The sequence below is a fragment of the Gammaproteobacteria bacterium genome, from assembly GCA_036381015.1.
Lineage (GTDB): Bacteria > Pseudomonadota > Gammaproteobacteria > Steroidobacterales > Rariloculaceae > ZC4RG20.
On sequence record DASVDR010000004.1, the window covers coordinates 1 to 19141 of the forward strand.

At 68.7% G+C, this 19141-nt stretch carries 11 protein-coding genes and 1 pseudogene; 8 read left to right on the plus strand and 4 right to left on the minus strand.

What is annotated here, in order from left to right:
• The 3 genes and pseudogenes from VF329_00680 to pyrB form a co-directional block, all read left to right on the plus strand.
• On the plus strand, positions 1 to 663 hold a 663-nt coding region (locus VF329_00680), incomplete at its 5' end, for an amidase family protein (GenBank protein HEX7079515.1).
• A 64-nt stretch (positions 664 to 727) separates the two neighbouring features.
• Positions 728 to 1267: pseudogene (gfa, locus tag VF329_00685) on the plus strand (S-(hydroxymethyl)glutathione synthase).
• Between the two features lie 435 nt (positions 1268 to 1702).
• On the plus strand, positions 1703 to 2734 hold the full coding sequence (gene pyrB / locus VF329_00690; GenBank protein HEX7079516.1) for an aspartate carbamoyltransferase: 1032 nt from the start codon (positions 1703 to 1705) through the stop codon (positions 2732 to 2734).
• 42 nt (positions 2735 to 2776) lie between these two features.
• Here pyrB and VF329_00695 read toward each other — a convergent pair whose 3' ends face one another.
• Both VF329_00695 and VF329_00700 read right to left on the minus strand, forming a co-directional pair.
• Complete coding sequence (locus VF329_00695; protein HEX7079517.1) at positions 2777 to 3898, minus strand: cobalamin-independent methionine synthase II family protein; 1122 nt, start codon at positions 3896 to 3898, stop codon at positions 2777 to 2779.
• The gene (locus tag VF329_00700; GenBank protein HEX7079518.1) at positions 3898 to 4263 is read right to left on the minus strand and encodes a CBS domain-containing protein; all 366 of its coding nucleotides are present in this window, start codon (positions 4261 to 4263) and stop codon (positions 3898 to 3900) included. The genes VF329_00695 and VF329_00700 overlap by 1 nt, the downstream gene beginning before the upstream one ends.
• A gap of 306 nt (positions 4264 to 4569) precedes the next feature.
• On the opposite strand from VF329_00700, the gene uvrA reads away from it, so the two are divergent.
• Positions 4570 to 10548, plus strand: coding sequence for an excinuclease ABC subunit UvrA (uvrA, locus tag VF329_00705; GenBank protein ID HEX7079519.1), 5979 nt, complete (start codon positions 4570 to 4572; stop codon positions 10546 to 10548).
• Positions 10549 to 10614: 66 nt separating this feature from the next.
• On the opposite strand, the gene VF329_00710 is transcribed toward uvrA, so the two are convergent.
• Complete coding sequence (locus VF329_00710; GenBank protein HEX7079520.1) at positions 10615 to 10974, minus strand: GFA family protein; 360 nt, start codon at positions 10972 to 10974, stop codon at positions 10615 to 10617.
• A 326-nt stretch (positions 10975 to 11300) separates the two neighbouring features.
• Between VF329_00710 and VF329_00715 the strand changes: the two genes are divergently transcribed.
• From VF329_00715 to VF329_00725, 3 genes are all read left to right on the plus strand, one after another.
• Positions 11301 to 11744 carry a helix-turn-helix transcriptional regulator gene (locus VF329_00715; protein HEX7079521.1) on the plus strand — a complete coding sequence of 148 codons (444 nt, stop codon included), beginning with the start codon at positions 11301 to 11303 and terminating at the stop codon, positions 11742 to 11744.
• Between the two features lie 31 nt (positions 11745 to 11775).
• A complete protein-coding gene (locus VF329_00720; GenBank protein HEX7079522.1) occupies positions 11776 to 12186 on the plus strand; it encodes a VOC family protein in 411 nt (136 codons plus the stop codon).
• Positions 12187 to 12436: 250 nt separating this feature from the next.
• Entirely contained in the window at positions 12437 to 14752 is a 2316-nt protein-coding gene (locus VF329_00725; GenBank protein HEX7079523.1) for an excinuclease ABC subunit UvrA, read from the plus strand.
• Between the two features lie 40 nt (positions 14753 to 14792).
• Here VF329_00725 and VF329_00730 read toward each other — a convergent pair whose 3' ends face one another.
• Positions 14793 to 17300, minus strand: coding sequence for an ABC transporter permease (locus VF329_00730; GenBank protein HEX7079524.1), 2508 nt, complete (start codon positions 17298 to 17300; stop codon positions 14793 to 14795).
• Between the two features lie 325 nt (positions 17301 to 17625).
• On the opposite strand from VF329_00730, the gene VF329_00735 reads away from it, so the two are divergent.
• Positions 17626 to 19134 (plus strand): DHA2 family efflux MFS transporter permease subunit, encoded by a 1509-nt coding sequence (locus VF329_00735; protein HEX7079525.1) that lies wholly within the window; start codon positions 17626 to 17628, stop codon positions 19132 to 19134.
• Positions 19135 to 19141: the final 7 nt, after the last annotated feature.

Sequence of the window (19141 nt, forward strand, 5' to 3'; positions counted from 1 at the left end):
GCGAGCGTCGAGGCGGCCTTCGAGCGCTGGCTCGCGATGCTTCGCGGCGCCGGGGCTGAGCTCGTCGATCCGATCGCGCTCCGGCTCCCTTCGGAGTTCCGAGCGGCCGAGCTCGAAGTTCTCCTCCACGAGTTCAAGGCGGGAATCGATCGCTACCTTGCGGCCGTCGAGGACGGGCCGCGCTCGCTCGACGCGCTGATCGCGTTCAACGAGGAGCATGCGGCCGAGGTGATGCCGTTTTTCGGCCAGGACGTCTTCCTGATGGCGCAGACGCGCGGCGGGCTCGACGCCCCGGCATACCGTGAAGCGCTCCGGGCCGGTCGGGACCTGCTCCGCAGCCGGCTCGAGCGGCTTTTCGGCACGCGGCAGCTCGACGCGCTCGTCGCGCCGGCAAACGCGCCGGCATGGACGACCGATCATGCCCGCGGCGACGTGGTCGCGCTCTCGAGCAGCAGCATCGCGGCCGTGTCCGGGTACCCGAGCATCGTCGTGCCCGCCGGTCTCGTGGGCGGGCTGCCGGTCGGGATGGCCTTGATCGGCGAGCCTTACCGCGAGGGGAGGTTGGTCGAGATCGCTGCCGTCTTCGAGCGGCTGAGGGGGCCGATGCCGGCGCCTGCGTTCCTGCCGACCCTCGGAAGCGAAGCTTCCCGCGCGGCCGATTGACGGCGCGCGCGGAAGCGCTGAAGATTGAGCGACCGGCTTCCGCCCGAGCAAAAGGATAAGAATCATGGCGATCGCGATTCATCCGGCGGTGGATCAGGGCATCAAGCCCGGCTCGAGCGGCTTCACGGGCGGCACGTTGCGCTGCCATTGCACGAGCCAGCAGGTGGAGGTCACCGTCGGCACGCAGAGCGCACACAATCATGTGTGCGGGTGCACGAAGTGCTGGAAGCCCGAAGGGGCGCTGTTCTCGATGGTCGCCGTCGTGCCGAAGGACAAGGTGCAGGTCACGGCGAACGAGAGCAAGTTGCAAGTCGTCGATCCCAACGCCGCGATCAAGCGATACGCCTGTCGAGACTGCGGCGTGCACATGTACGGCCGCATCGACAATCCCGACCATCCGTTCTACGGCCTCGACTTCATCCATACGGAGCTGTCATCGGACGAAGGGTGGTCCGCGCCGGAGTTCGCGGCGTTTTGCTCGTCGATCATCGAATCGGGCTTCGACCCGTCGCGAATGGACGAGGTGCGCGCGCGGCTCAGAGACCTGGGGCTGCCGCCGTACGACGTGCTGTCCCCCGACCTGATGGATCTGATCGCGGCGCACGCGGTGAAGCTGCGGGAGAAGGCGACGGCGAAGGCGGCGGACGGCGACGGCCGCCCGAAAGCGGCGGAGGAGAAGCCGGCCGCGCGCCCCTCGGAGCCGTCCGCGCGCCCCTCGGAGCCGGCCGTGCAGCCGAAGGGCGGCGGAATCGGCGCGTTCTTCTCGCGCCTGTTCGGCAAGCGCTCGTAAGGCGAGCCGCGCGCTTTTCGGCGCGCGCTCAGCCGACGCGGAGCTCCACTCCACGAAGCCTCCTCCACCGGCGCGCGCCGTGCCGCCGGCGCCGTTTTCGTGATGGACCTCGGCGCCGGCGCGTCGCGCTCTCGCGAGGTGCGAGAGCGGAGCGTGTTCGCATCGGGTTTCGCCGTCCTTCACACGCTTCGCGAGAGCGAGTACCGTGTGCGCCCGGGACGGACGAGGCGGAACCGAAAGGAGATCACGGTGACGGCGGGCGAAAGCACGGAGCTCTTCCACGTAATCGACCCGCGGACTTTCGAGCGGCCCCTGCTCGACCAGCTCTGCGACCTTGCCACGGCCGTGCGCCGCATCGCGAAGTCGCGCGAGGGGGCGGCGTTTCTCCAGCAGCTCTTGCCCGACCGCCGGGCGATGCTCTACTTCACGCAGCCGTCGACGCGCACGTTTCTGTCCTTCAACAACGCCTGCCATATCCTCGGCATGCGCACGAGCGAGATTCGCGATCCCTCGACCTCGTCGGAGGTGAAAGGGGAGAGCTTCGAGGACAGCATTCGAACCTTCAGCTCCTACGTCGACGTCATCATCATGCGCACTCGCGAGCCGGGGCGCGCGGCGCAGGCCGCCCGACTGATGGACTCGATTCCGCGCCCGATCCCCGTGATCAACGCCGGCAGCGGCCGGGACCAGCACCCGACGCAGGCGCTGCTCGACATCTACACGCTCGAGCGAAGCTTCTCCGAGCGCGGCGGCATCGACGGCAAGGTGATCGGCCTGATGGGCGACCTGAAACGCGGCCGAACGGTGCGCTCTCTGTGCTATCTGATGAAGAACTACCGCGGCGTCCGCCTGGTCTTCATCGCGCCGAGCGCGTTCGCGATGGAGAGCGACGTGAAGGAGCATTTGGCCGAGCACCAAATTCCTTTCGTCGAGACGGAGCGCCTCGAGGACGTGCTTCCGGAGCTCGACGCGCTTTACGTGACCCGCATGCAGTCGGAGTGGGACGTCACCGACGAGTCGCGCGCGGTCGACCTCAGCCGCTACAGCGTCGGCCCGAAGCAGCTCGAGCTGTTGAAGCCCGAGGCGATCATCATGCACCCGCTGCCGAGGGGGGCCGAGATCGACACGGCCGTCGACGCCGATCCCCGGGCGATGTACTGGCGCCAGGAGCGAAACGGCATGTGGATGCGCGTCGCCGTGCTCCTGAAGATCTTTCGCCTGGACGGCCGTTTTCGGGAGCTCGACCCGAGCGCCTTTCCCGCGGACTCCCAGCCGGCCTGACCAGAGGACGTGGGACAGGAGGCCGCCGAAAACCGTTCGGCGTCAGTACCCGAGCGCGTTGCTCGCGAGCGCCGCACCTTCGACGAGCGAGTCGAGCTTCGCCCATGCGATCTGCGGGTGCGAGCGGCCGCCGAAGCCGCAGTCCGCGCCCGCGATCACGTTCTCGCGGCCGACTCGCTCCGCGAAGCGGCAGATCCGTTGCGACACGAGCTCCGGATGCTCGATGACGTCGGTGGCGTGGGAGATCACGCCCGGGATCAGAATCTTGCCGTCCGGCAGCTTGATGCTTTCCCAGACGACGTACTCATGCTCGTGACGGGCGTTCGCGCCCTCGATCAGATACGCCTGCGCCTTCACGTTCAACAGCAGGTCGACGAGGTGGATCAGCTCGATATCGTACGCATGCGGACCGTGCCAGCTTCCCCAGCACAGGTGATAGCGGACGCGATCCTCGGGGACGCTGCGGAGCGCGTGGTTCAGCGCTTCGATCCGAACCGCGCAGCGCTTGCGGAATGCCTCGAGGCCGATCTGGATGCCGATCCGGTCCCACAAGGCCGGCAGCCACGCGTCGTCGATCTGCAGGATCAGCCCTGCGCCGACGATCGCCTCGTACTCGACGCGGAGCGCCTCCGCCAGCGCCTCCAGGTACTCCTCGTCGGTGGCGTAGTATTCGTTCTCGCGATACACCTCGAGGCTCGCGGGCGCCGTCGAGGTCAAGAACAGCTCGTTCGGGCCTTCGTAGGCCTTCAGCGTCTCGATCTCCCGGCGGAGCGCGTCGTGCGCTTCGTACGTGATCGGGCCCGTGCAGACCCAGTTCGGTCGTCTCGGCTTGATCTGCTCGCCGGGTGCGTAGAAGAGGGTCCCGCGCTCGGTGGCATAGCGATAGAACTCGGCGAACTCCTCGCGGTCCTTGCCTTGGTGGATCAGCGGCTTGCCGTCTTTTCGCGGCCGTTCCGAGAAACCGCCGAAGCGGTAGTCGGCGTAGGAGAGCCAGTCGCCGCCCTTCGTGTACTCGCCTTCGTTGATGATGTCGATGCCGATCTCGCGCTGCTTGCGCACGACTTCGGCGACGGCGGCCGCGCGTTTCTCGTCGGTGTCGAGATCGGCCGGTGCGGGCAGGCTGCCCACGTGCGTGGTGAGGATTCTTGCCGTGCTGCGCTGCATCAGTCGAGATCCAACGTGCCGAGCACCAGTAGGTAATAGCTCACGATGCCGACCACCTTCTGCTGGTCCATGACCGGCGCGTGGCTGATTCCGCAGCGCTCGAACAGCCGCGCGCAGTAGCGCACGTTCATCTCGGGCCGCACCGAGATCACGGGCTTGGCCATGATCTCGTAGACGTTGACTCGCTCCGGCGCCCGGTCCTTCGCGATGACTTGCTTCGCGATGTCGGAGAAAAGCAGCATGCCGTACTCGTCGGCTTCGTTGCGCTTCTCGACCATCAGGCTCGTTGCGCCGACGCGCTTCATGATGCGCATGGCCTCCATCACGTCGATGCGCCCGTCCACGAACGTGACGTTCTCGCGCATCACCTCTCTCACGGTAATGTCGTTTCTCACGGCTGTTCCTCCACTACCACGGTCCTTCGTTCGATCCGGCGCTGCGCGGCGGTGTTCCGCCGGCACGCGCGCGTCTGTCTGCGCAGATGCAAGGCCGATGCCGGGGCGCGCGGAGCGCCGCGATCGGCGAGGCGGCGGCGGCGAGAGGCGCGGCCCCCGCGTCGGCGACGCCGCGAGTATATCCGACAAGGTCGCCGACCCTTCGACGCCGCGGCGCCCGCCGCCCGGCGGCGAGACGGCCGGAATCCGGGTAAGATAAGCGGCCCCCGGACCCCTATGAAAGCCTACGCACCGACGGCCGGCGCCGACGCGATCCGCGTCCGCGGCGCACGGCAGAACAACCTGCGCGACCTCGATCTGGACCTGCCGCTCGGCGAGCTGATCGTCGTGACCGGAGTCAGCGGGTCCGGAAAGTCGTCGCTCGCGTTCGACACGGTGTACTCCGAGGGTCAGCGCCGGTACGTCGAGACGTTCTCGCCGTATGCCCGCCAGTTCCTCGACCGGATGGACAAGCCGAAGGCCGACGCGATCGAGGGCATTCCGCCCGCGATCGCCATCGACCAGACGAACCCGGTCCGGACGTCGCGCTCGACCGTCGGCACGATGACGGAGCTCAACGATCACCTGAAGCTGCTTTTCGCCCGGGCGGCGGTGCTTTACTGCGAATGCTGCGGCCGGCCCGTGAGGCGCGACACGCCCGAGACGGTCTGGGAGGAGCTCGAGCGGCGCTTCCTCGCCGCCGGCGAGACGCCGCGCATCGCGATCACGTTTCCGGTCGCGGTTCCAACGAGCTTCAGCGCCGAGGAGGTCGAGGGCTACCTCGCCCGCCAGGGCTATACGCGGATCGCGGAGCGCTCGCGCGAGCGCGTCGAGGTCGTGCAGGACCGGCTCGTGCTCAGGGCCGACAACCGGTCGCGCGCGGTGGAGGACCTCGAGGCGGCGCTGCGGCACGGCGCGGGCCGGGTCGCCGTGCGCCTGCTCGACGACCCGGACGCCGTGCTGCGCTTCTCGTCGGCGCTTCACTGCGCGGACTGCGACCGCGCGTATGCCAACCCGATCCCGAACAGCTTCTCGTTCAACTCGCCGGTCGGCGCCTGCGACACTTGCCGCGGCTTCGGCCGCACGATCGGCATCGACTATCGGCTCGCGATCCCGGACCCGACGAAGACTCTGGCGGAAGGCGCCGTCAAGCCGTTTCAGAGCCGCAGCTACGGCGAGTGCCAGGACGACCTGATCCGCTTCGCGAAGAAGCGCGGCATCCGCGTGAACGTCCCGTGGGCGGATCTCACGCCCGAGGAGCAGGACTGGGTCATCGAAGGGGAGGGCTCATGGAGCGAGCGCAAGTGGTACGGCCTCAAGCGCTTCTTCGCATGGCTCGAGGGGCGCGCGTACAAGATGCACATCCGCGTGCTGCTCTCGAAGTACCGCTCGTACGATCTCTGCCCGGCCTGCCGGGGCGCGCGCCTGAAGCCGGAATCGCTGCTGTGGCGGATCGGCTCGCTCGAGGACGCGCGCTCAGTCGTGGACCCCGCGGCCCGCTTCCGTCCCGGCAACCTGCAGGTCGACGACGAGACGTTCGCCGCGCTCCCCGGTCTCACGATCCACGACGTGATGATGCTGCCGCTCGACCGCGCGCTCGCGTTCTTCGAGCGCCTGCGCGGCGACCGAAAAAAGGTGTCAGACACCTTTTTCCGCGGAAAAAGGTGTCAGACACCTTTTTCCGAGACGCCTTTTTCCGCCGTCGAGCTGGTCCTGGACGAAATCCTCACCCGCCTCGCGTACCTGAACGAGGTCGGCCTCGGCTACCTCACGCTCGACCGGCAATCGCGCACGCTCTCGGGCGGCGAGGTGCAGCGCATCAACCTGACGACCGCGCTCGGCACGTCGCTCGTGAACACGCTCTTCGTGCTCGACGAGCCGAGCATCGGTCTCCACGCGCGCGACATGCGGCGCGTGATCGGCGTGCTCGAGAAGCTGCGCGACGCCGGCAACACGCTGCTCGTCGTCGAGCACGACGGCGAGGTCATGCGCGCGGCGGATCGGATCGTCGACCTCGGGCCCGGGCCGGGGCGCGCCGGCGGCCGTGTCGTCTTCGACGGCCCGCCCGAGCGCCTGATAGGCGAGGGCGCCACGCTCACGGCCGAGTACCTGCGCGGCGAGCGGCGGATCGGCGCGGAGCGGCGCCACCGCCCCGTGGGTGAGGATCAGGACTGGCTCGTCGTCGAAGGCGCGGCCGAGCACAATCTCAAGGAGATCGACGTCCGCATTCCGCTGGGACGCCTGGTCTGCATCAGCGGCGTCAGCGGCTCGGGGAAGTCGACGCTCGTCGAGGACGTCCTCTACCGGGCGCTCGCGAAGCTCAAGGGCCGCGTGCAGGAGCAGCCGGGCAAGCACCGTCGAATCGCCGGCGCGGACGCCGTCGACGACGTCGTGCTCGTCGATCAGTCGCCGATCGGCAAGACCACGCGCTCGAACCCCGCAAGCTTCGTCGGCGCGCTCGAGCCGATCCGCAAGCTCTTCGCGGCGGAGCCGCTCGCCCGCGAGTGCCGCTACACCCCCGGCACGTTCAGCTTCAATTCCGGCAACGGGCGCTGCCCGGTCTGCTCGGGCAACGGGTTCGAGCACGTCGAGATGCAGTTCCTGAGCGACGTGTATTTGCGATGCGGCGAATGCGACGGCAAGCGCTACCGGCCGGAAGTGCTCGAGGTGAAGCTCGCGCGGCCGGGCGCGGCAAACGTCAAGGCTTCCGGACAGTCGATCGCCGACGTGCTCGAGATGACCGTCGCCGAGGCGGTCGAGTTCTTCGCGCACGCGCCGGAGGTCGTCAAGCGCCTCGAGCCGCTGGTCGCGGTCGGCCTCGAATACGTCGCGCTCGGGCAGCCGGTGCCGACCTTGTCGGGCGGCGAGGCGCAGCGCCTGAAGCTCGCGAGCCATCTGGCCGGCGCCCGCAACGGCTTCCGGCGCACGTCGCCGACGTTGTTCCTGTTCGACGAGCCGACGACCGGGCTCCACTTCGCCGACGTCGCGAAGCTCCTCGGCGCGCTCGAGCAACTGCTCGACGAGGGCCATTCCGTCGTGCTGGTCGAGCATCACCTCGATCTGATCGATGTCGCCGATTGGGTGATCGACCTGGGGCCGGAAGGCGGCGACGCGGGCGGCGAGGTCGTCGCGTGCGGCACGCCGGACGACATCCTTCGCGTGCCGGAGAGCCGCACGGGGCAGATGCTCGAACGGTATCGAGCCGAGCGCGCGCGTCTCGAGCGCGGGCGCAAGCGCGGCCGCCGTGCCGATCGTGTCGCCGAGTCTGCTGCCGCTCCGGTCTCGCCCCGCGCCGTCGGCGCAGACTCGCAAGCGCCCCGCGCCGCGGCGGCGAAGGCGATGCGGCGGACGCGGACGGCTGCGGCGGCAGCCGGCGAAGGCGTGGCGCCGTCCGCGAGGGCGTCAGCCGGCAACGGCGCCGAGTCGATCGAAATCGTCCATGCGCGCGAGCACAACTTGAAGAACGTCGACGTCACGGTTCCGCGCGACAAGCTCACCGTGATCACCGGCGTGAGCGGCAGCGGCAAGAGCACCGTCGCGTTCGACATCCTGTTCGCCGAGGGACAGCGCCGCTACCTCGAGTCGTTGAACGCGTACGCGCGGCAGTTCGTCGAGCCTGCGTCCCGCGCGGACGTCGATGCCGTCTACGGCATACCGCCGACTGTCGCGATCGAGCAGCGGACGAGCCGCGGCGGGCGGAAGAGCACCGTCGCGACCCTTACCGAGATTCATCACTTCCTGCGCCTGCTGTTCGTGAAGCTCGGCGTGCAGCGCTGCCCGGACTGCGACGTCGAGATCAACGCGCAGACCTCCGAGCAGATCGTCGCGAAGCTCGCGACGAAGTACCGCGGAAAGCGCATCCGCTTACTCGCGCCGCTCGTGATCGGCCGCAAGGGCTACTACACGGACCTCGCCGAGTGGGCGCGCAACAAGGGCTATCGGACCTTGCGCGTCGACGGCACGGACGTGCCGACGGATGCGTGGCCGCGCCTCGACCGCTTCAAGGAGCACGACATCGAGCTGCCGGTCGCGGAGCTCGCCGTCGCGCCGAAGACGGGGGCGGAGCTCGAGCAGGCGGTCGAGGCCGCGCTTCGGCTCGGACGCGGCATGGTGCGGATCGTTTCGGCCCGCGCGAACCGCGACGGCCGCGGCCCGGCCGGCGAGCTCTACTCGACCGAGCGCGCTTGCCCGAGCTGCGGTCGGAGCTTCGAGCCGCTCGACCCGCGGATGTTCTCGTACAACTCGCGCCGCGGGTGGTGCGAGGCATGCTACGGCACCGGGCTCGCGACGGTCGCGGGCGAGGACGAGAGCGATGAGCCGTGGCTCGGCGACGGCGCGAACGGCGGCTCGGCCGCACGCCGCACGTCGAGCGGGAAGCGCCGCCGCGGCGCTCGCGGCCGCAGCAGAAGCAACGGTCTCGAGGACGCCGAGCCCGAGACGTGCGGCGTCTGCGGCGGCAGGCGCCTGAACCCGGAAGCGGAGGCGGTCTATTTTCGCGGCCTCTCGATCTCGGATTTCGGCGCGATGTCGATCTCGCGCGCGCTCGCGTACTTCAAGCGACTCAAGCTCCTGGGGCGCGAGCGCGAGATCGCGCGCGACGTGCTGCCGGAGCTCGTGAACCGGCTCGAATTCTTGAACCTCGTCGGGCTCGGCTATCTGACGCTCGACCGCGGCGCGCCGACGCTCTCGGGCGGCGAGGCGCAGCGGATCCGTCTTGCATCGCAGCTCGGCTCGAACCTGCGCGGCGTCTGCTACATCCTCGACGAGCCGACGATCGGCCTCCATCCGCGCGACAACGGCCTGCTGCTCGACACGGTCGCCGCGCTCTCGGCGAAAGGCAACACCGTCGTCGTCGTCGAGCACGACGAGGAAACCATCCGCCGTGCCGAGCACGTGATCGACTTGGGCCCGGGCGCCGGGACGCACGGCGGCGAGGTCGTCGCGCACGGCTCGCTGCAGGATCTGCTCGCCGCGCCGCGCTCGGTGACGGGGCGGGTGCTCGCGGCGCCGCCGCGGCATCCGATCATGCCCAGGCGGCCGACCGACGTGCCGCGGATCGCGGCACGATCCGCGCTCCGCAACGGCAGCCGCGGCGCGGCTGCGCGGCGAGGCACGGGATCGCGAAAGGCCGCTGGTCGAGAGGCGAGCGCGGAGAACGGCGACGTCCTCGTGATCCGCGGTGCGCGGCGCCACAACTTGAAAGGGATCGACGTTGCGATACCGCTCGAGCGGCTCGTCTGCGTGACCGGCGTCAGCGGCAGCGGCAAGAGCACGCTCGTCCGGCACGTATTGCGCGATAACCTGAAGCGCCTACTCGCGGCGCGCGGCGCGCGCGGCGGCAAAACCGTGCCGCTCGTCGGGTGCGATGCGATCGAAGGCGCGGGGCGGATCGACCGCGTGCTCGAGGTCGACCAGACGCCGATCGGCAAGACGCCGAGGTCGTGCCCCGCGACGTACGTCGGCCTCTGGGACGACGTGCGCCGGCTTTTCGCCCAGACGACGGAGGCGGCGCTGCGCGGCTACGACGCGGGCCGCTTCTCGTTCAACGTGGCCGGCGGCCGCTGCGAAGCGTGCGAAGGGCAGGGCTTGAAGAAGATCGAGATGAGCTTCCTGCCCGACGTGCGCGTGCCGTGCGAGCGCTGCAACGGCGCGCGCTTCAATACCGAGACGCTCGACGTGACCTATCGCGGCAAGAACATCGGCGAGGTGCTCGCGATGACCGTCGACGAGGCGGCGGAGTTCTTCGACGCGCATCCGAAGATTCGGCACGCGCTCGCGCTGCTCAGCGACGTCGGCCTCGGGTACCTCACGCTCGGCCAGCCGAGCCCGACGCTCTCGGGCGGCGAGGCGCAGCGCGTGAAGCTCGTGACGGAGCTCGCGAAGGCACGGCGTGACGCCGGCAGAATGCGCGCGTCCGGCGAGCACGTGCTTTATGTGCTCGACGAGCCGACGATCGGGTTGCACATCGCGGACGTGGAGAAGCTGACACGCGTGCTGCACCGGCTCGTCGATGCCGGTCACAGCGTGGTCGTGATCGAGCACAACCTCGACGTGCTCGCCGAGGCGGACTGGCTGATCGACTTGGGACCCGAAGGCGGCGACGGGGGCGGGCGCGTCGTCGCGCAGGGGCCGCCGGAGCAGGTCGCTGCGCGGCGATCGAGGTCGCATACGGCGAAAGCCTTGAAGGCATTCTTGGAAGGCCGCGCCGCCGCTTGACGCGCCGCTGCCGCTCGACGTGCCGTGAGTGCTTTGCGCGCTATCGCGATGCGCACCACGCTCGCGCTAGAAGCTTCTCCCGTCGACGTGCTTCGAGCTCAGCGACCTCGGGTCGACGCCCTCCAGGCAATTGACGTTGATTGCGGCAATATCCGCGCCGTCGCTCGGCCGCTTCCCCATTGCGAAGCTCTCGACGCCGCAGATCTTGCAGAAGAGATGCCGGATCTGCTTCTTGTTGAAGCGATACTCGGTCAAGCTCTCCTCGCCCGACTTGAGGTCGAAGCTTTCCACGGGCGCGAACGCGAGCACGAAGCCCAGCTTCTGGCAGCGCGAGCAGTTGCACGTGATCGTGTTGTCGAGATCGACGTCCACTTCGTACGCGACGGCGCCGCACTGGCAACCGCCTTTGTAGTGCTGAATTGACATCTAACCTCCTTGCTTGAACGCTGCGTAGGCATTTCGTGTCTCGCAAATACCTATACCTGATGCTTGCCGGGAACGCCGTGAATACGTCCCTGTAGGCTCGCTCGCGGGCGTCCCTGCCCGGGGTCCCCAGCGCGAACGCAGTGAGCGCTGAGGTGGCGTGCGCGAGCGTCCCGTCAAGCATCAGGTATAGGTATTTGCGGGACACTAGCCGATGCCGCGCAGCTCTTGTCTGCGAGGCGAACCGGCTCGTGCGACTGTAACGACTTCCGAGCCCTTGGGCCACTTCGGCCTGGACAACTCCGGTGCGACTCGGCACGATCGCCTGGATGAGCAAGAGAGCCGATCCGGCACAACACCTGCGCGACCTCGTTCGGCTGCGCCGCGTTCGCGACAGGATCGACCGGGAGTATGCACACCCGCTGGATGTCGAGGCTCTCGCTCGCGGCGTGAACATGTCCGCCGGGCATCTCAGCCGCCAGTTCCGGCGCGCGTACGGCGAGTCGCCGTACTCCTATCTGATGACGCGGCGGATCGAGCGCGCGATGGCGCTGCTGCGCCGCGGCGACGTCAGCGTCACCGACGCCTGCTTCGCGGTCGGCTGCTCGTCGCTCGGCACCTTCAGCACTCGCTTCACGGAGCTCGTCGGCGTGCCGCCCAGTGTCTATCGCCGCCGCGCGGCGGATGCAATGGCCGGAATGCCGTCCTGCATCGCCAAACAGGTGACCCGACCGATCAGGAATCGAGAAGCGCCGGCCCTCGAGCCGCTTTAGCATGGCCATGGACACCCCATCGAGGACTGCCATGGACATCAAGATTTACGCGAGCTTCCTCCCGCACGACGACCCGGAGGTATCCCTGGCCTTCTATCGCGACGTTCTCGGCTTCGAGGTTCGCAATGACGTCGGGCACGGCAAAATGCGATGGCTCACGGTCGGCCCCGCCGGCCAGCCCGGCACGTCCATCGTTCTGCATCCCCCGGCCGTCGATCCCGGCATTACCGACGACGAGCGCCGCACCATTGCCGAGATGATGGCCAAGGGGACCTACGCGATGCTCCTGCTGGCCACGCCTGACCTCGATGCCGTCTTCGCACGGCTTGCGGCGACCGACGCCGAGGTCGTCCAGGAACCGACCGAGCAGCCGTACGGGGTTCGGGACTGCGCCGTCCGCGACCCCGCGGGCAACCTGCTCCGCATCCAGGAGCGCGGCTGAGCCGTTCGGGTCCATGATGAGCGTGGCGACGAGGAAGCCCGCGGCGAAGAAGACCGCCGCGAAGAAGAGCGGCGCGAAGAAGAGCGGCGCGAGGTCGGCCGCTAAGGGTGCCCCCGCAGCGAGGGAGCGCGCCGCTCGTACGACCGCACCAAAGTCGACTGCAGCGACGGCGCCGGGCCCGAAGGAAGCCCCTACGAGAAGGAGGGACACGCAGTCGGCGCACGTCGCGGACAGCCACGATTGGATCCGCGTGCACGGCGCGCGCGTGAACAATCTCAAGGACGTCAGCGTCCGGATCCCGAAGCGCCGCCTGACGGTGTTCACCGGCGTCTCCGGCTCGGGCAAGAGCTCGCTGGTGTTCGGCACGATCGCGGCGGAGTCGCAGCGGATGATCAACGAGACTTACAGCGCCTTCATTCAGGGCTTCATGCCGACGCTGGCACGGCCCGACGTCGATGTCCTCGAAGGCCTGACGACCGCGATCATCGTCGACCAGGAGCGGATGGGCGCCGACGTCCGCTCCACGGTCGGTACCGCGACCGACGCGAACGCGATGCTGCGCATTCTTTTCAGCCGGCTCGGGCAGCCGCACATCGGCTCGCCGCAGGCATTCTCCTTCAACGTCGCCTCGATCAGCGGCGCGGGTGCCGTCACGTTCCAGCGCGGCGGGGAGACCGTGAGGGAGCGCCGCAGCTTCAGCATCACGGGCGGCATGTGCCCGCGCTGCGAAGGCCGGGGCTCGGTCTCCGATTTCGACCTGTCAGCGCTGTATGACGACGGCAAGTCGCTCAACGAAGGCGCGCTCACGATTCCCGGCTACAGCATGGACGGCTGGTACGGCCGCATCTTCCGCGGCTGCGGCTTCTTCGATCCGAACAAGCCGATCCGCAAGTACACGAAGAAGGAGCTGCACGACCTGCTCCACAAGGAGCCGACCAAGATCAAGGTCGACGGGATCAACCTGACTTACACGGGGCTGATCCCGGCCATCCAGAAGTCGTTCCTCTCGAAGGACCGGGACGCGATGCAGCCGCACGTCCGTGCGTTCGTCGACCGGGCCATCACCTTCACCGTGTGCCCCGACTGCGGCGGCACGCGGCTCAGCGAGACGGCCCGCTCATCAAAGATCGACGGGATCAGCATCGCCGACGCCTGCGCGATGCAGATCAGCGATCTCGCCGAGTGGGTGCGCGGCTTGGACAAGCCGTCGGTGGCGCCGCTGCTCGCCAAGCTCCGGCACACTCTCGATTCGTTCGTGGAGATTGGGCTCGGCTATCTCTCGCTCGAGCGGCCGTCGGGGACGCTGTCGGGCGGCGAGGCGCAGCGCGTCAAGATGATCCGCCACCTCGGTTCCTCGCTCACCGACGTCACCTATGTCTTCGACGAGCCCACCACGGGCCTCCATCCGCACGACGTCGAACGGATGAACGACCTGTTGCTGCGGCTGCGGGACAAGGGCAACACGGTGCTCGTGGTCGAGCACGAGCCCGCGACGATCGCGATCGCCGACCACGTCGTCGATCTCGGCCCCGGCGCCGGCGCGGCGGGCGGCAAGGTGTGCTACGAGGGCACCGTCGACGGGCTGCGGGCGAGCGGCACCGTCACCGGCCGTCATCTCGACGACGTGACGGGTTTGAAGGACGCGGTGCGGGAGCCCGCGGGCGTGCTTCCGATTCGCGGCGCGACGACGCACAACCTGCGCAACATCGACGTCGACATCCCGCTCGGAGTCCTCGTCGTCGTCACCGGCGTCGCGGGCTCCGGCAAAAGCTCGCTCGTGCAGTCGGTCCCGTCCTCGGCGGCCGTGGTAGCCGTCGACCAGGCACCGATTCGCGGCTCGCGTCGCAGCAACCCGGCAACGTATACGGGGCTGCTCGACCCGATCCGCAAGGCATTCGCAAAGGCGAACGGCGTGAAGCCGGCGCTCTTCAGCGCCAACTCGGAGGGCGCTTGCCCGAACTGCAACGGCGCCGGCGTCGTCTACACGGACTTGGGCGTGATGGCCGGCGTCGCCATCCCCTGCGAGGAGTGCGAGGGGAAGCGCTTTCAGGCCTCGGTGCTCGAGTACAAGCTCGGCGGCCGCGACATCAGCGAGGTGCTCGCGATGTCCGTGATCGAGGCCGAGGAGTTCTTCGGCGCGGGCGATGGGGCCACGCCGGCCGCGCACGCGATCCTCGAGCGGCTCGCCGACGTGGGCCTGAGCTACTTGACGCTCGGCCAGCCGCTCACGACGCTCTCGGGCGGCGAGCGGCAGCGGCTCAAGCTCGCCACGCATATGGCCGAGAAGGGCGGTATCTACGTCCTCGACGAGCCGACCACGGGCCTGCATCTCGCCGACGTCGAGCAATTGCTCGCGCTGCTCGACCGGCTCGTCGACTCCGGCAAGTCGGTGATCGTCATCGAGCACCACCAGGCGGTCATGGCGCATGCCGACTGGATCATCGACCTCGGCCCCGGGGCGGGGCACGACGGCGGCCGGATCGTGTTCGAGGGCACACCCGCCGACCTCGTCGCCGATCGCTCCACGCTCACCGGCGAGCATCTCGCGGCCTACGTCGGCGCGTGACGCACGCTGCCGGGCCTGCGGCGCGGCAACGGACGCGGCATCACTCCGCCTTCAGCGTCGCCATCGGGTCGATCGTCGCCGCGCGGCGGGCGGGCATGTAGCTCGCGAGCGCCGCGGCCGCGACGATCACGCCGAGCGCGGCGAGATAGGCCGCGGGGTCCGTCGCGCCGACGCCGAACAGCAGCGACGACATCACGCGCCCCAGCGCCAACGCTGCGACGAGACCCGCCGCGGCGCCCGCTCCGGTGAGCGCAAGGCCGTGCAGCTGGAACATCCTCTCGAGCTGCCGCGGCTCGGCGCCGAGGGCCGACCGAATCCCGATTTCTCGAGTCCGTTCGGCGACGACGTAGGCGATGACGCCGTAGATCCCGACGACGCCGAGCGCGAGGGCCATCGAGCCTGCGATCGCGAGCATCACGAGCGTGAACGACGTGCGCGCCAGCGAGCCGGCGTAAAAGGTCTGCATCGTGCCTTCGAAAGCCATCGGGATGCTCCCGCTGACCGACTGGATCGCCTGGCGGACCTCTTCCACGAGGCTCGCGGTGCCCGCGCGCTCGCTGCGGATCGCGAAAGTGACGGCCGGCGTTCCGGTAACGGCGCGGTTGCCCAGCTGTTCCGCGAGCGCGGGCCAGTACACGGAGCTGGGTGCTTCCTCGTACAACCCGTCCTCGTGGACGCTCTGCACCACGCCGATCACTTCGCGCCACGCGTCCGCGCCGAAGGGCGGCCGGATGCGACTGCCGAGCGCGCCCGCGGGCTCTTCCGCGATCTCGCGGGCGAAATCCTCGGAAATCAGGGCCACCCGGCCGCCCGCCTCGATATCGCTCCAAGTCACGCCGCGTCGCGCGACGGTCCGCGTGCCCATGGTTTCGAAATAGCCGGGCGAGACGAACTTGTATCTGCGCGTGACCGGCGTCTCTCCTGCCGGCAGCGTTCGGCCTTCGACGACGACGGGAGGGCCGTTCTGCTGCTGCGCCTCCATCGGAAGAAGGCTTGCAAAGGCCACTGAATCGACGCCCGGAATGGCCGCGATCTTGTCGAGGATCTCGCGCTGCATGCGCGTGTATTGCTCCGGGTCGGGAAACAGGTCCTCCGGAATCCAGATGCGCGCGGTTTGAATCGTCGCGGGGTCCGAGAAGCCGGGGTCGACGTCGCGCAGGGCCTGAAACGTCCGCATCATCAACGCCGCGCTCACGACCAGCACGAGGGCGAGCGCCACCTGCACGACGACCAGAGCGCTGCGCGTCGTCGTGCGCTTGCGGCTCGCGCTCGACCCGCGCGCCTCGCCGACCAGCGGTGCATCCACGTGCAATGCGTGCTTGAGCGCCGTGACCGACCCGAACAGGAGCGTGGACGCAAGCGACACGGCGACCGTGAACGCGAGCACGGGCGCGTGAATCGAAATTTCCTGCAGGCGCGGCAGGTCGCTCGGGCCGATGGCAACGAGCACGCGCAGCCCGACGTAGGCCAAGCCCAATCCGACGAGGCTGCCGGCCGCGCCTACGACCAAGCTCTCGACGAGCAACTCCCGCGCGATGCGCCCAGGCACGGCTCCGAGCGCGGCGCGTACCGCGAGCTCCTGCCGCCGCGCGTCCGCCCGGACGAGCATCAGATTCGCGATGTTGGCGCAGGCGACGAGCAGCACCGCGCCGATCGCGCCCATGAGCACCCACAACATGCTCGCGACGTCGCCGACCAGGTCTTCCTTCAGGGAGCGAACGGACGGCGTGATGCGCATGCTCGAGATCGCTTGGCGCGTGAGTGCGGCGCCGGACATGATCGGCCACGCGTCGCGCCAGATCGGCAGCATGCGCTCGACGTCGGCACGTGCCTCGGCCGGCGTAACGCCCGGCTCGAGGCGCGCGAGCATTTGGAAGCCGAAGGAGCCGATGACCTGCCGGGCAGGGTCGAGGCGCACCGCGAGGATCACGTCGGGCTGCGGCGTCATATCGAGGAATCTGAAGTCGCGCGGCATGATGCCGACGACCTGCGCCGGCTGCGAATCGACCGAGAGCTCGCGCCCGACCGCCGCCTCGTCGCCGCCGAATCGCCGTTGCCAGAACCCATACGAGAGAATGACGGGCGCAGGTCCCTCCGCCGCCGGTCCGTGCTCGGCTTCGGTGAACCAACGTCCCAGCATCGGCTGCACGCCGAGCGCTTGAAGCGTGCCGTGCGAGACGCGAAGCGCGCGCACCCGCTCGGGCGCGCCGCGGCCGCTCAGCGTCGCCGAATCCTCTTGCCACATACCGATGTCGGCGAACGTTCGGTTCTCGTCGCGGTACGTGAGGTACATCGTCGACGAGGCGGCGAGATCGTCGACATTGATGCCCGGCGCGCTATGCCTGATTCGCACGAGCTCGCCCGCGTTCGGATACGGCAGCGGCTTGATCAGCACGGAGTAGACGACGCTGAAGATCGCGACGGTCGCACCGATGCCGAGCGCGAGCGTGAGCAAGGCGGCAAACGTGAATGCGGGCCGCCGCGACAAGCCGCGGAGCGCGTAGCGCAGGTCGCGGCCGACGGAATCGAAGAACGCTGTGATGTTCATGCGATGGAGCCCCCCCGGACGGCGCCTCGGCAAGACGGTAGCCGCCAGCGTCGAATCGCACGAATCATGCCAACGGAGGCCGAGAGAATAAGTCGTTGATCGCAACCGGGTACGCGCGTCGTGTCGGGTAGCGGCGACTCGACCGCGGCGTCCCGGATTCGCACAGCCCGTCCCGCGCGCGGGACGGCCGCCCGCTCTCCGCAATTCGGGACGATTCCCGGGCGAAATGCGTGCCCCCCTGTCCCGGCGGCTCGATCTGTGGCATACATACGGGCCCGATTCAGCGGGCGACGCCCAGCCCAGCCCAACCCAAGCCTCGAGATCCATGACGTTCGACCCACTTGCGCCGTCCGACGCGGCCGACGGCGACGCCGCCGCAATTTCGCCCGCCGATGCCGCAGCCGGTCCGGCGGCTGCCGCCGTTTCGCCGGCCGTCGCGGCGCGCAACCGCCTCGTCATCAATCTGCTGCTCGTCTCGGCCTTCGTCGTCATTCTCAACGAGACCGTGATGAGCGTCGCGCTGCCGCCGCTGATGGTGAGCTTGAACGTAACGGCCAACGCCGTGCAGTGGCTCACGACGGCGTTTCTGTTGACGACGGCGGTCGTGATTCCGGTGACCGGCTTCCTGCTGCAGCGCCTGCATACGCGGCCGATCTTCATCGCCGCGATGTCGCTGTTCGTTTTCGGCACGCTCGTCGCCGCGGTCTCGCCGGGCCTCGGGCTGCTCATCGTCGCCCGCGTAATTCAGGCTTCGGGCACCGCGATCATGATGCCGCTGCTCATGACGACCGTCATGACGCTCGTGCCGCCCGAGACGCGCGGCAAGACGATGGGCAACATCTCGATCGTGATGTCCGTCGCGCCCGCCGTCGGGCCGACGCTGTCGGGCCTCATCCTGAATTACCTCGAATGGCGCTGGCTCTTCATCCTCGTGCTGCCGATCGCGCTCGGCGCCCTCTCGCTCGGGGTGCGCCGGATCGAGAACGTGACGACGCCGCGCTACGCGCCGCTCGATGTGCTCTCGGTGATCCTTTCCGCCTTCGCCTTCGGCGGAGCCGTCTACGGGATCAGCGCACTGGGCGTGCCGAGCGCCGCAAGGCCGATACCGGTCGCGCTGCCGCTCGCGGTCGGCGCCGTCGCGATGATCGCGTTCGTGCTCCGGCAGATCGCGCTGCAGAAGACGAACGGGCCGCTGCTCGATCTGCGGACGTTCGCGTCGCGGACGTTCACGCTGTCGGTGCTGCTCATGGCGATCATGATGATGACGCTCTTCGGCACGATCATCCTGCTGCCCATTTACCTGCAGGACGTGCTCGGCCTCTCGACGTTGCAGACCGGCCTGCTGCTCTTGCCCGGGGGTCTCCTCATGGGGCTGCTCGGACCCCCCGTCGGGCGCCTTTACGATCGCGTCGGCCCGACGCGCCTGCTCGTGCCCGGCGTCATCGTCGTGAGCCTCGTGCTCTGGGCCATGACGCTGCTGACGACGACGACTTCGATCGGCGCGATTCTTCTCGGGCACGTGATCATCAGCATCGGGTTCGCATTTCTGTTCACGCCTCTCTTCACCGTGAGCTTGTCCTCGATCAAGCCCGAGCTTTACTCGCATGGCAGCGCGCTGCTCGGCTCCATTCAGCAGGTGGCGGGCGCGACGGGCGTCGCGCTCTTCGTGACGCTGATGTCGGCGCGGATGGCCGGGCTCGGAGCACTGCCCGAGACCGAGGCACTCACCGGCGGGATCCGCGCGGCATTCGTGTGCGGTGCGTTCCTATCGCTGCTCGCCGTCGGTTGCGCCTTCTTCGTCCGCGCGCCGCGTGCGGTCCGCGGCGGCGGGTAAGGCGCCG